At 72.0% G+C, this 13,473-nt stretch carries 12 protein-coding genes; 7 read left to right on the top strand and 5 right to left on the bottom strand.

Annotation, left to right across the window (positions count from 1 at the left end):
* The first annotated feature begins 388 nt into the window (after positions 1-388).
* Positions 389-625, top strand: a complete 237-nt coding sequence (locus C2142_RS34660) for a hypothetical protein (RefSeq protein WP_153882845.1) — start codon at positions 389-391, stop codon at positions 623-625.
* A 287-nt stretch (positions 626-912) separates the two neighbouring features.
* Here the strand turns inward: C2142_RS34660 and C2142_RS34655 are convergent, their stop codons facing one another.
* The 3 genes from C2142_RS34655 to C2142_RS34645 all read right to left on the bottom strand — a co-directional run bounded on the left by C2142_RS34655 (position 913) and on the right by C2142_RS34645 (position 3,051).
* A complete protein-coding gene (locus C2142_RS34655; protein WP_148646827.1) occupies positions 913-1,329 on the bottom strand; it encodes a DUF6114 domain-containing protein in 417 nt (138 codons plus the stop codon).
* 155 nt (positions 1,330-1,484) lie between these two features.
* Positions 1,485-2,132, bottom strand: a complete 648-nt coding sequence (locus C2142_RS34650) for a DUF6230 family protein (protein ID WP_148646826.1) — start codon at positions 2,130-2,132, stop codon at positions 1,485-1,487.
* Positions 2,133-2,337: 205 nt separating this feature from the next.
* Positions 2,338-3,051, bottom strand: a complete 714-nt coding sequence (locus C2142_RS34645; RefSeq protein WP_148646825.1) for a TetR/AcrR family transcriptional regulator — start codon at positions 3,049-3,051, stop codon at positions 2,338-2,340.
* 418 nt (positions 3,052-3,469) lie between these two features.
* Here C2142_RS34645 and C2142_RS34640 point away from each other — a divergent pair, with 418 nt between their 5' ends.
* The 6 genes from C2142_RS34640 to C2142_RS34615 all read left to right on the top strand — a co-directional run bounded on the left by C2142_RS34640 (position 3,470) and on the right by C2142_RS34615 (position 11,313).
* Entirely contained in the window at positions 3,470-4,144 is a 675-nt protein-coding gene (locus C2142_RS34640; RefSeq protein ID WP_148646824.1) for a Tat pathway signal sequence domain protein, read from the top strand.
* 420 nt (positions 4,145-4,564) lie between these two features.
* Complete coding sequence (locus C2142_RS34635) at positions 4,565-5,437, top strand: MoxR family ATPase (RefSeq protein WP_148647205.1); 873 nt, start codon at positions 4,565-4,567, stop codon at positions 5,435-5,437.
* 167 nt (positions 5,438-5,604) lie between these two features.
* Positions 5,605-6,978, top strand: coding sequence for a VWA domain-containing protein (locus C2142_RS34630; protein ID WP_148646823.1), 1,374 nt, complete (start codon positions 5,605-5,607; stop codon positions 6,976-6,978).
* A gap of 540 nt (positions 6,979-7,518) precedes the next feature.
* On the top strand, positions 7,519-9,177 hold the full coding sequence (locus C2142_RS34625) for a DUF4331 domain-containing protein (RefSeq protein ID WP_148646822.1): 1,659 nt from the start codon (positions 7,519-7,521) through the stop codon (positions 9,175-9,177).
* 2 nt (positions 9,178-9,179) lie between these two features.
* Positions 9,180-9,899 (top strand): class F sortase, encoded by a 720-nt coding sequence (locus tag C2142_RS34620; RefSeq protein WP_148646821.1) that lies wholly within the window; start codon positions 9,180-9,182, stop codon positions 9,897-9,899.
* Between the two features lie 40 nt (positions 9,900-9,939).
* Positions 9,940-11,313, top strand: coding sequence for a tetratricopeptide repeat protein (locus C2142_RS34615; RefSeq protein WP_148646820.1), 1,374 nt, complete (start codon positions 9,940-9,942; stop codon positions 11,311-11,313).
* Here C2142_RS34615 and C2142_RS34610 read toward each other — a convergent pair.
* Positions 11,300-11,590, bottom strand: coding sequence for a hypothetical protein (locus tag C2142_RS34610; protein ID WP_148646819.1), 291 nt, complete (start codon positions 11,588-11,590; stop codon positions 11,300-11,302). The genes C2142_RS34615 and C2142_RS34610 overlap by 14 nt on opposite strands.
* Positions 11,591-11,669: 79 nt before the next feature.
* Entirely contained in the window at positions 11,670-13,436 is a 1,767-nt protein-coding gene (locus tag C2142_RS34605; RefSeq protein WP_148646818.1) for a high frequency lysogenization protein HflD, read from the bottom strand.
* Positions 13,437-13,473: the final 37 nt, after the last annotated feature.

Genomic DNA, 13,473 nt, shown 5'->3' with positions numbered 1-13,473 from the left:
ACGAAGCAGCGGTCCTGGATGCCCAGGTGAGCATTCGTCGTCCGGCTGTCACTATCCGCCCGAGCTCCTGATCGCTTCCACCCTGGCGCTCGTTCGGGGAGCACGTCGAAGCGATATCCAGCATGGTGAACGGCTTCTGCAGGGCGATCTGGAGCGTGCCGTCCTGGCCGAGTTCAGGATAGAGACTGGCCAGATCCGGGGCAGGTTGTGACGTCACGCTTCGCCCTTCAGTTGGTGCCGCCAGTTGTGAACGGCTCTTCGTAGCTCCTCGCCGGCTGCTTGCTGTGCCGGACCCGACGACGGAAAGCAACGTGACTGTCGCAGGTATTCCGAGCTGGCGTGGTGTCGGGCCCGCCCGGGAAGGGACGTCGGTGAGTCGTGCCAGGAGTTGGTCGATGACAGCCTGGCCGTCGTCGACGGCGGCGCGTTCGTCGTCGGTGAGGACTCCGGCTACGTCCTGGTTGACGAGTTGGGTCGCCCGTTCACAACCGACAAGCTCCGTTGGCACGCCCAGCGGCTGATGAAGCAGGCCGGCGTCCGGAGGGTTCGTCTCTACGACGCCCGCCACGCTGTGCTCTCGTCGATGGCCAACAACGGCGCGCCCGACAACGGGGTGTCGGCCTGAGCCGGGCACGCAGATCTCTCCTTCACCAAGCGGATCTACGTGCGCCCTGACCCGCAGAGTCTCAAGGCTGGCTCGGACAAGCCGGGCGAGCTACTGGGCTGAAGATCGCTATGGACTGTGACCAAATGTGACACGACACCTCGGAGAAGCAGCAGAAGCCCTGCCCCATTTGAGCGAAGTATGGTTCCTGCCATGTAAGTTCAACCTCGGAGAACAGTTCACGGCGCCCCGCCCCCGGTGCTCTCCCATCACCGGGGGCGGGGCGCCGCGTCTTGGGTGGAGCCGGGTCAGGCCTCGGCCGGGCCGGGTGCCTTGGCGGCCGGTGAGCGGCGGAGCCGGCGGCGGCGTGGGGGCTGGTCGGGGAGCCAGCCGAAGGTGAGGCAGGCGCCCAGGACTCCGATGATCATGCCGACCAGGAAGCCGCCCAGGTTGGAGGTGATCCAGCTGGCCAGCGAGCTGAGGACGGCGAGGACGGAGTAGAACAGCCGTTGGGCGGGGTTGAGCAGGATCAGCACACCGCAGACCGTCATCACGATCGGCACCAGGTAGCCGGCCAGTCCCTGCATCCCGATGTGCAGGACGACGGGCAGCGGGGCCCGCAGGGTGAAGAGGATCTCCGCGCCGCCCAGCAGCACCAGCAGACCGCCCCAGAACGGCCGCCGGCCCCGCCAGCCTCGCCAGCCCCCGGCGCCGCGCGTCGCCACGGCGGCCGTCCCCGCGGACTCGGCCGTCCCCGCGGACTCGGCCGTCCCCGCGGGCTCGGTCGTCTGCGCCGCCGTGGTGGGCGCCGTCGCCCCAGCGGGCCCGGCCTCCCCAGTGGCTGCCCCGTCGGCCTCGGGTACGGGATCGGCGGCCACCGTCAGCAGCCCTCCGAGCTGAAGCTCAGCCGCAGGTTGGGCAGCTTGAACGCCCCTGCGGTGGTGGCGTAGTTGTGCTGCCTCAGGTTCTTGATGGTGACGGTGTCGGCCTGCTGCCCGAACACGCCCGGCAGGCCCTTCACGCCCGCCTTGGTGTAGGTACTGGCGTCGCCGCCGATCTCGATGTTCTTGAACGACGCGTCGCCGGAGAGCAGGTCCGAGTCGGTGGTGAGGTCGGTGGCGGTGACGGGGGTGCCGCCGTCGCCGGCCCTGATCAGCAGGTTGATGCCGCCGAGGTCGACGCTCTGGCAGAGTTTGGTCAGCTCGGCCTGCTTGATCGCCGAGACGGCGACCAGCACCTGGCCGCCGGTGTCACCGGCGTTCGGGCTGCCGTCGATCATGTGGTCCAGGCTGCCGAACTGCTCGAAGCCGACGCCGTCCAGACTGTCGGCGGTGACGGTGAACGGCATTCCGGAGATGGCGAACTGGGCGGCGAGCACGCCCTGCGCCGTGAGGGTCATCAGGACGGCACCGACGGCGACGGCGGGAACGGCCATCAGCGCGGTGCGCCGAAGCCGGACCCTCCCTCTCGTCCCGGCGGGTGTCCCGGTGGTTTCGGGCGTGGGGGCGGCGTCCTCGGACGTGGCCATGTGTGCTCCCTCGGGTGGTGGGATGTGCAGGCACTGGCACGTTGTCCTGGCGCGGACAGCGTTCTGCGGCCCGGCCGGTGGGCCGCCCCTTGGCAGCGGGGCGGGCCGGTCGGACCGCAGTCGGTAACTGGAAAGCTACTGCCCGGTATCCGGCGGGTCAATACGGGTGCACGAAGGATCACTCACCGGCGTTTGTGACGCACCATCAACTCTGCTGCGGTGAAGCCGAGAGCCGGCGTTCCGCCTCCGCCGGACCGAGGAACGGCGCCAGGCAGAAGAGGCTCAACGCCGGTAGCAGATCGGGAAGTTGCTCTGTCCGCCCAGCGTCCACCGCACGGTGCAGGGTGCGGTAGACGCCGCCGACCACCGCGTCCACCAGCGCCTCCGCCCCTACGCCGCCGGGGGGTTCGGGCACCTCGGCGAAGAACGCCCGGAAGCGACTGAGGAGTTGGGCGATCTCCTGGCGCCCGGCCGGGCCCAGCGCCTCGATCTCGATGACCGCCATGGTGGCGAACGCCGGCACGCCCGCCAGCAGGCCGAGCAGCGCGCGCAGGGCCTCGCGGATACCGGTGCACCAGTCGGGCGCCGCCGCGAACGCTGCCGCCATCCGCCGCATCACCACCCCGGTGCCGTACCGGTGAGCAGCGAGGAAGGCGTCCTCCTTGCCGCTGAACAGCTCGTAGAAGACCGGTCGGGTCACGCCCGCCGCGCGGCAGATGTCGCTCACCGTGGCGTGCTGGTACCCGTGTTGCGCCACGGTGTGGACCAGGCCGTCGAGCAGCCGCTCGCGCTGGGTGGCCGCGACCACCCCGGGCGGCAGCCGGCTCGGGCCGCGCTTGATGGAGCGGGCCGGGTCACGGCCGGCGCGCGCGCCCGGCAGCAGCAGCGCCTCGGCGCCTTGGAGGGCATCCCGGTTCATCGCCAACTCCTGTGCTCTGTATTGACATTGACGCAAGGGCTGGTTTACAACACTCGCAGGTTTCCCACTCGCGGCATCAGCCGCCGGGGGCCTTCACGCGTTCCGACTGTTCAGTATGGCGAACGCATGCGCCGGTGGCAGCCGTCGGCATGCACCCCACGCACTCCCTGCACCTCCTCGCCGTACGGGCGGGCCCGTGGCGCCGGGCCCGCCGCACCACCGGAAGCACCTTCCCCCACAGTGCACCGCCGACGTGCCGGCACGCGCCACCACGCATCACCACGCGCCGCCCGGCACCCACTCCGCCGCGCCCGCCGCGGCACCCCTGCGCCACCCCGCCGCGCGTAGCACCACGCGTACCACCGCGCGACTTCCGCGGGCTCCCCCACCCAGAACTCCGCACGGAGAGAGGCACCCCATGCGCATCCGCCGCACCCTCGGCGCCGCGGCACTCGCCGCCATCGCCCTGGCCACCGCCGCCGTCACCCCCGCCCAGGCCGCCGGTCCCGCCGTACTGACCTACGGCGGCCTCGGCGCCGCCGGCACCGACGTCGCCGTCGGCGACGTCCTGACCGCCAACCTGGCCTCCGGCAGCTACGCGACCTTCTACTCCAGCGCGACCGGAACGAGCGGCATCAAGTGTGCCGTCTCCTCCTTCTCCGCCACCGTCACCAACAACCCGGCCGCGCCGGGCGTGGCCACGGAGCAGCTCAACAGCCACACCTTCGGCTCCTGCACCGCCAACGTCATCGGCGTCATCTCCGTGCAGAGCATCACGGTCAACAACCTGCCGTACACCAACTCGGTGAGCGACGCCGCCGGCAACCCCGTCACCCTCAGCCCGACCGCCGGCCCGCTTCAGACCACGGTGGTGCTGAACACCATCCTCGGCCCCACGACCTGCGTCTACCGTGCGCCCGGGAGCATCTCCGGCACCACCAACAACACCGGGCAGACCATCGGGTTCGCCTCCCAGGCGTTCGCCAAGGTCTCCGGCCCCAGCACCTGCTTCGCCACCGGCTACTTCTCCGCCACCTACGGGCCGGTCGTCGACAGCTCGGTCGCAGGCAGCCCGCACGTCTACGTCAACTGACGCCCGGCTCCGCCCGCTGACGTCCGACCGGCAGAAGTGAACCGGCTGACGTGAAACCGGCGGAGCAGCGGACGGCCGGAACAGCGGGCAGCCGAAACAGCAGTCGGCCGGAACGACGGACGGCTGGAACGACGGACGGTCCGGAGAACGGACGGCCGGAACAGCGAGCGGCGTGCGGCACCCCCGGTGGCGCACGCCGCCTTCCCCGTTGCCGGGTGACAGCAACGGTGCGCCCGAGCCCCGACCACCCTGCCGCCCAACCGCCCAACCGCCCTGCCGCCCTGCCGCCCTGCCGCCCTGCCGGCTTTCCGCCCAACCGCCCGACCCCGCGACCGCCCGACCCGGGACAGCGAAGTGACCGGCCGGTAGGGTGCGGAGCACAGACGCACCGGGCAGGGCTATCGACGGGGAGTGGAGCACATGGGCGGCGACGGCACCGGGTTCTTCGAGTCGGCGGCGGACGCCAAGGCCAGGCTCGCCGAGACCGGCTACCTGGCCTCCACCGCGGTGGCCACCACCGTCTTCCTCGCCGACCGGCTGGGCAAGCCGCTGCTGGTCGAGGGCCCGGCCGGGGTCGGCAAGACCGAACTGGCCAAGGCCGTGGCCGAGATCGGCCGGGCACGGCTGGTCCGGCTCCAGTGCTACGAAGGCATCGACGAGGCCCGCGCGCTCTACGAGTGGAACCACGCCAAGCAGCTGCTGCGGATCACCGCCGGCCGGGACGAGGGCTGGGACCAGGCCCGCACCGACATCTTCGGCGAGGAGTTCCTGCTCACCCGCCCGCTGCTGACCGCCATCCGCGGCGACGAGCCGACCGTGCTGCTGATCGACGAGATGGACAAGGCCGACGTCGAGGTGGAGGCGCTGCTCCTGGAGGTGCTGAGCGACTTCCAGGTCACCGTCCCAGAACTGGGCACCATCGCGGCCACCCGGCGGCCCTTCGTCCTGCTCACCTCCAACGCCACCCGCGAGCTGTCCGAGGCGCTGCGCCGCCGCTGCCTCTTCCTCCACCTCGACTACCCGGACGCCGAGTTGGAGCGCCGGATCGTCCGCATGAAGGTCCCCGGCCTGGACGCCACGCTGGCCGAGTCCCTGGTACGGGTGGTCGGCGCGCTGCGGGCGATGGAGCTGCGCAAGGCGCCGTCGGTGGCCGAGACCATCGACTGGGCCCGCACCCTGCTCGCACTCGGCGCGGACACCCTGGACGAGGCTGTCGTCCGCGACACCCTCGGGGTGATCCTCAAGCACCAGGACGACATCCTGAAGGCCACCCGGAAGCTCACCCTGGCATGAGTGTTCCGGCGGAACCGGGCCGGTCCGGAACGGCTACAACCGGAACGGCTGCAACCGGAGCAGGTACAGCTGGAGCAAGTACAGCCGCGGCAGGTACAGCCGGAGCAGGTGCAACCGGCGCCGGCGAGGCACCCGGTACGGCCGACCTCGCCGCCCGGCTCACCGGCATGGTCCGGGCACTGCGCGGCCACGGGCTGCGGATCGGTCCGGCCGAGACGGTGGACGCGGCCGCCGTGGCCGACGTCCTCGGCCTCGCCGACCGGGAGCAGCTGCGGGCCGGCCTGGCCGCCGCGCTGCTCCGCTCCGAAGGCCAGCGCGGCGTCTACGACGCGACGTTCGACCTGTACTTCCCGGCCGGCGTCGGCGCCCCCGAGACCGCCCGGGACGGCTCCGCGGAGGGCGACGAGGCCACCCCGGAGGCCGTCCGGGAGGACCTGCGGGAGCGGCTCGCCGCCGCACTGGCCGCCGACGACCGGGCCGCCCAGGCCCGCCTGGCCGGCGAGGCGGTGGCCGCGTTCGGCCGGTACGGCGTCGGCTCGGCCCCCGGCTCTGACGGGTGGTCCGCCCACCAGACACTCGGCCGGCTCGCCCCCGAGACTCTGCTGGCCCGCGTCCTGGCGGCGCTGCGCGACGGCCCCGCCCCCGACACCCTGGCGGACGTCTCCGACCGCCTCCTGGCCGACGAGATCCGCCGCCGCATCCAGGGCTTCCGCGCCATGGTCGGCACCGAGGCCCGCCGCCGGGTCGCCGAACTGCGCGGCGCCGAACGGATCGCCGAACGCGCCGTCGCCCCCAGTGCCGACCGGATCGACTTCCTCGCGGCCGGCCGTGACCAGCTCGCCGAACTGCGTCGCACCGTGCACCCGTTGGCGCGGAAGCTGGCCACCCGGCTGGCCGCGCGGCGGCGCCGGGCCGCCCGCGGCGAGATCGACCTGCGCCGCACCCTGCGCCGTTCTCTCTCCACCGGCGGCGTGCCGCTGCGCCCGGCGTACCGGCTGCGCCGACCGGCCCGACCGGAGATCGTGCTGCTCTGTGACATCTCCGGTTCGGTGGCCGGCTTCGCCGACTTCACGATGCTGCTGGTACAGGCGATGAGCGACCAGTTCAGCAAGGTGAGGGTGTTCGCCTTCGTCAACCGCACCGCCGAGGTGACCGGGCTGCTGGCCAAGGGCGGCGGCGCCGATCCGGCCGTACTCGCCCGGCGCATCCTCACCGAGGCCAAGGTGATGGGCCACCACGGCAACAGCGACTACGGCTCGGCCCTCGGCGAGTTCGCCGAGCACCACCTGGACGCGGTCGGCCCGCGCACCAGCGTGCTGGTGCTCGGCGACGCCCGCAACAACCACCGGGACCCGAACGTGCCCGCGCTGCGCCTGATCGCCTCGCGGGCCCGGCGGGTTTACTGGCTCAACCCGGAGCAGCCCTCGCTCTGGGGCTCCGGCGACTCCGCGGCACTCGCGTACGCGGAGGCGGTGGAGATGCACTCCTGCCGCAACGCCCGCCGGCTCGGCGAGCTGATCACCCGGCTGCTGCCCGTCTGACGCGCCACCGGGCTGTCGTGCCGCCGGGCCACCGGGCCCCGGTCTGACGCGCCCCCGGGCCCGGGCTGTCGCGCCGCCGGGCCACCATGGACGGCTGAACCCGACCCGTCCGGGCGCTGAGGGGCTGCCGCGATGCCGCACTGCCGTGCTGCCGCACTGCTGTGCTGCCGCGACGCCATGGCGGCACGACAGCACGGTGGCCCCGGAACTCAAGGCGCTGAGGGACCGGCCCTGCGCTCCGGAGATGGCCGTCCGCCTCGGGCGCGCACGAACGCGGGCCTCAAATGGTGTATCTGCGTGAGCGCGCCAATCCAAGGTGTGATGACTTTATGAGTGGCATACAAGGTCACGGTCACCCACAGTCGACGGCTCCCTCCGCTGGATCCTTCCCCACCAGCGGTCCGGGCGCAGGGGCCGTGTCCGCCCGCATCGCGGGCCTCCACGATCTCTGCGCCTGAGCGGTAAGGCGTGCGCCGTCCGTCTGGGCGCGCAGCGGTTCGCCGTGCAGCGCCGGTCCCCGCCTCTCAAGAAGGACTAAAGATGCAGCTTCCTCGCCCGCCCCGCCTGGCCGCACTCGCCCGCCGCGCAGAACGGCCGCTTGCCGGAGTAGGTGTCCTGGCCCTCACGGCCGCCGGCGCACTGGCGGGATTGACCCCCGGTGTGAGTTCGGCCTCCAGCCACCGTGAGGCCCCTCTGATCGCGGGCGACCCCCGGGCGGACAACACCGATGTGTATGCCTTCGTCAGCCCCGACAACCCGGACACCGTGACCCTGATCGCGAACTGGATCCCGTTCGAGGAGCCCAACGGCGGCCCGAACTTCTACCCGTTCGCCGACGACGCCCGCTACAACATCAAGGTCGACAGCGACGGCGACGGGAAGCCGGACGTCACGTACACCTGGTCGTTCACCAGTCACTATCGGGACGACGCCAACCAGTTCCTGTACAACACCGGTGTCGTGAACTCCCTGGACGACGCGACACTGAACTTCCGCCAGACCTACACCCTGACCGTCACCGGGCCGGACGGGGCCACGAAGACCCTCCTCAAGAACGTGCCGGCCGCACCCTCGAACGTGGGCAAGGCGTCGATGCCGGACTACGCGTCCCTGCGCAAGCAGGCCGTCCTCGGCCTGCCCGGGGGAGGCCAGACCTACGCCGGTCAGGCCGACGACTCGTTCTTCCTCGACCTGCGGGTTTTCGACCTCCTCTACGGCGGCAACCTGAAGGAGTCCGGGCACGACACCCTCACCGGCTACAACGTCAACACGATCGCCATCCAGGTTCCCAAGAAGGACCTGGCGCTCAAGGGCGACTCCACGCGCAACCCGGTGATCGGGGTGTGGTCGACCACCGACCGCAAGGGCGCAGTCGTCGCACAGGACAAGGGTGGCGAGGACAAGGGTGGCGAGGGCAAGGAGACTGCAGGCAAGGAGACTGCGGGCAAGGAGGACGGGGCGGGCTGGCGCCAGGTCTCCCGCCTCGGCAACCCGCTGATCAACGAGGTGGTCGTCCCGATCAAGTTCAAGGACGCGTTCAACGGCCTGACACCGGACAAGGACCACACGGTGACCCCGGTGGTCGACAAGGTGAAGGATCCGATCGTTCCCAAGCTCGTCCAGAGCATCTACGGGATCCCCGCTCCGGCCGCGCCGCGCAACGACCTGGTGGAGATCTTCCTCACCGGCGTGTGCAAGGCGTGCGGCGGTCCGATCCAGGCCGACCTGAACTCCCAGCTCCTCAATGCCGATGTGAGCAAGGACAGGTTCGTGCCTTCCGAGGAGCTGCGCCTCAACATGTCCGTGCCACCGGCAGCCGCACCGAACCGGCTCGGCGTCCTCGCGCAGGACCTCGCCGGGTTCCCGAACGGCCGGCGTCTGGCCGACGACGTCGTCGACATCACGCTGCAGGCCGCCGAGGGTGCGGCGCAGACCGGGAAGCTCGTGCCCGCGCTGGCCGCCGGTGACGGCGTCAACACCAACGACCACGCGTTCGACAAGACCTTCCCCTATGTCGCGCTGCCGAACACCGCGGCCGTCAACCAGGCCGTCTCCGACACCCCGGGCGGGGGCGTGGCGGCAGGCCTGGGCGGCCTGTCGCTGAGCCGGTTCCCGATCGCCGGAGCCACGGCCCTCGGCGGGGGCGTTCTGCTGACCGCCGCCGCGGTCCTCGCCCTGCGCCGCCGGCACAGCGCCTAGCAGTGGCGCGCTCTTCCGGCCCCCGCCGCCCGCGCCTCACCACGAGGAGCGGGCGGCCGGGGCCTGTCCAGGTCCCGCGGACCGTCGCGGCCATCGCACTGGCGCTCGGCGCGGCGCTGTCCGGGGCCGGGGCCGTGAACCTGGCGACCGCTCCCCATACCACGGGCCCAGGGGCCGTCACGGACGTCGGCGACCTTCCCCTGCCCTCCCCCGCGGCATCCCAGAGCCCGACCGCCGCAGTCTCCGGCGCACGACAGGCCCCGCCGGTGAGGCTGCGAATACCACGGATCGGCCTCGACGCGGCTCTGACGGACATACAGGTCCAGGACGACGGCCATCTCGGCACACCCGACGACCCGGACGTGGCCGGCTGGTGGAGCCAAGGGCCGGCCCCCGGCAGCATCGGGGCCGCGGTGATCGTCGGTCACGTCGATTCGCGCACCGGGCCGGCCGTCTTCGCCGGCCTGTCCGCCCTTCGGCCCGGTGACACCATCAGCGTGCAGAGCAGCGACGGGACCACCACGGGGTTCACCGTGCAGGCCCTGCGCGGTTACGCCAAGGACGGCTTCCCCAGCGATCTCGTGTTCGGGGCCACGTCCGGTCCCAGTCTGCGGCTGATCACCTGCAGCGGCAGCTATGACCACGGGACCGGGGAGTACCTGGCCAACCTGGTGGTCTTCGCAGTACCCACCACTCCATCCGCCGGCGCGCAAACGGCCTGACACCGGTCCCGACGGCACGGCTTCACCCACGGAGTACGCCATGATCCCGGCTGCCTCTTCGCAGACCCGCCGCCGTCGGCTGCTGCCCGCCGCCGTTGCCACCGCGCTCGGCATCGCGCTCTTCCTCGCCGGCGCGCTGGGCCTGGCCCCCCAGCACGGCGGCACGCGGCCCACCTCCGGTGTGATGACCGAGCAGGCCGATGGCGCAGGCGGCGTGCCCGCGGACATCCGCGGCCTGCAGGAGCACCTGCGGGGCGCGCCCACGGACGCGGTGGCGCTGGGCTCGCTCGGCCTGGCCTACGTCCAGCAGGCCAGGGTCACCGCCGACCCGTCCTACTATCCGAGGGCCGAGGAAGTCCTCGCCCGGTCGCTGCAGGCCGACCCGGTCGACAACTTCACCGCGATGGGCGGCATGGCCTCCCTGGAGGCGGCCCGGCACAACTTCACCGCCGCCCTCGAATGGTCGCAGAAGGCCATCGCGGTCAACCCGGACAACTCGACCCTCTACGGCATCCTCGCCGACGCCCTGACCCAGCTCGGCCGTTACCCCGAGTCGCTCGACGCCGTCCAACGCATGGTCGACCTCCGGCCGGGCACACCCTCCCTCGCCCGCGCCTCCTACACGTGGGAACTGCGCGGTGACACCGCCACCGCCGTCTCGAACATGAAGCGCGCCCTCGACGACGCCAACACCACCGCCGACCGGACGTTCGCCCTCTACCACCTCAGCCAGCTGGCCCTCGACAACGGCGACCCCCGGACCGCCCTCACCCACGCGGAGTCGGGGTTGCGCGCCGCACCCGACGCGGCACCCCTTCTGGAGGCCAAGGCCAAAGCGCAGGCGGCTCTGGGTGACAGCGCCTCGGCCATCGCCGGTCTCCGTCGGGCCGCCACGCTGGTCCCCCAGCCGGAGTACGTCCTGGAACTCGGCGAGCTGCTCCAGTCACTCGGCCGCTCCCAGGAGGCTGAACAGCAGTACGACGTGTTCCGCGGCGAACAGAGGCTCTTCGCCGACAACGGAGTCACCCTGGACACCGACGCCGTCCTCTTCGAGGCCGACCACGGCGACCCCGGGGCCGCGCTCGCCATCGCCGAGGAGGGGCTGAGGACCCGCCCGTTCCTGGACATGCACGACGCCTACGCCTGGGCGCTGCACCTCGGCGGACGCGATCAGGAGGCCCTGGAGCAGTCGGACGAGGCCACGGCCCTCGGGATGCGCAACGCCCTCTTCCGGTACCACCGGGGCATGATCGACAAGGCCCTCGGACGAACGGCCGAGGCCCGCACGGAGTTGCAGACGGCCCTGCAGATCAACCCGTTCTTCAGCCCGCTGCACGCACCGACCGCTCGCACGGCCCTCGACGAGCTGATGTCCGCGGAGGACCGGACCGCCCGGCAGGCTACTTGGCGATGACGTGGCTCGCGTCGCCGCCGAGCGCCGTGTACAGCTCCATCCACTGGCGATCGGTGCCGGTGGGGGGCTTGCCGTCGCAGAAGGCCTTGGTGCCGTTGGCGGCGTAGAAGCGCATCATCTCCAGCACCGACCTCGGATCGGACTTCTCCCTCCCCGTGTACCTGCTCCCCGGGCTCTGGCTCTGGTGCTGGATGCAACTGGGGGAAGGCGTATCCCCTTGGGCGTCGAAGCCGCCGTCCGGCTCGGCGCCACAACCGGCCACCAGCACGACGGACACGACAGCAAGGACAGGACAACGCGCGGCTCGGCGCAGGCTGCGGGTGTGCACGACGGGTCGGCCTCCGAGGGACGGGAGTTCACAGTGTGGAGGGCAGGCTGCGGACCACCAGCGCGACACCGACGGCGAGGATGAGCGCGGCAGTCAACAGGGCGGTGTACGGGGCGATTCGGCGCAGCCGACCGATGACCGGACCGTCCGCGGCGTCGACGATCCGGTCGCCGAGGCGGACCAGGAGCAGGCCGACGGCCGTGAGGGTGGCAGCCATGCCCAGGCCGTAGGCGACCACCAGAGCCGCGCCGAAGAGGGTGCGGCCCAGGGCGATCGCACCCAGCAGGACCACCAGGGCGGACGGGCTCGGCACCAGGCCGCCCGCAACGCCGAGGCCGATCAGTCCACGGCGGCCGGGGGCCGTGTGGTGGTGCTGGTGGGCGCCGCCGAAGAAGCCGTGCCGATGCTCGTGCTCGTGGCTGTGGTGATGGGCAGCCGGCCCGTGACCGTCGGCGTGCTCGTGGTGATGGTGATCGTGCTCGTGGTGGTCATGGTGGTCGTGCTCGCACTGATGGTGATCGTGCCCGTCGTGGGGATGGTCGTCGTGCCCGTCGTGGGGATGGTGATCGTGCCCGTCGTGGGGATGCGGGTGGGAGTGGTCGACCTGGCCGTCCGGGTGGGGGTGGTCGTGATGGAGCGCCGACGCCGGCGCGGCCGCGGCGTGCGCGAGTTCCCCCGGTGGCTCGCCCGCCTCGTGTGCTGAGTCCCGAGCCGCTGAGTCCCGGACCGCTGAGTCCGGGGCCCCACCCGGCTGTGGCCCGCTGCCGGAACCCCGCACCGCCTCGCGCAGCAGGGCGGCGCCGACGAGGGCGACCAGCGCGCCGCTGACAACGCCCAGCCATCCGAGGAGGACGTCACCTGCCAGGGAGGAGAACGCCGTCAGGCACAGGCCGATCACCAGGACGCCGGCCGTGTGCGTCAGGGTGACGGTGGCGCCGACGGTGACCGCGTCCCGGGGCCTGCCGCGCCGTCCGGCCAGGTAGGCCGCCATCACGGTCTTCCCGTGCCCGGGCAGAAGTGCGTGCCCGGCCCCCAGCACGATGGAGAGCAGCACGGCGAGCAGACCGACCGGGACGGTGAGGTGCCTGGCCGCGCCGAGGTCGGCCAGACGGGAATCGAGGCCGGTGAGCCAGGCCGTGGGACCCGAGACGTCTCCCCTGGACACGGTGCCGGCAGCGGCAGCCGCAGCCCCGCCGGGGAACACCCGGAACTGAGCCCGGGTGACGCCACTGGGGCTGTTCAGCAGGTCACGGGGGTAGTCCCGCAGCTCCCGGGAGACCGATTGCGCGGGGACATCCGCCAGGTCGAGCGTCGTCCCGTCACCCCGGGCGGTGATCTCGTTCCAGCCGACCCGGCCGGGATCGCTCCCGCTTGCGGCCCGCACGGTGGTGCCGCCGGGCGGAAACTGCAACGCGGACCCGAGGACGCACTCCAGCCGGCTGGTCCGCAGTCCTGCGGAACCGTCCTCGTAACGGAACTGAGCCGACCGGGTGTTCCACTGCAGGGCCGCGGGCCCCTGGTCCGTCGTCACCTGCAGCCGTTGCGCGGCCTGGGAGCACTGCCCGGCCGCCCAGGCCGCGCGCTCGGAGTCGTCGACCGTGCCATCGCCGTTGCGGTCGACCCGCGGCTGCTCCTGGAGCGTCGGGATCTCGGCGGCGTCGGTGACGGCGAGGACCTCGATGCCGTCAGGGCGGACCGTGAACCCGAGGTAGTGGTTGACGGAGAAGTTCCCCAGCGGGTGCGCGTCCGCGGCCGCGGCGAAGCCGAGCAGGCAGAGTGCACCGGTAACCCCCACGCCCGTCCGAAAGAGGAACCGCGGGAACACCACGTTC

Origin of the sequence: Streptomyces sp. CB01881 (genome assembly GCF_002953255.1) — a bacterium.
In the GTDB taxonomy this organism is placed as follows: Bacteria; Actinomycetota; Actinomycetes; order Streptomycetales; family Streptomycetaceae; genus Kitasatospora.
The sequence above is the reverse complement of the archived record's forward strand: the minus strand, read 5'-3'. Positions and strand labels throughout refer to the sequence as shown.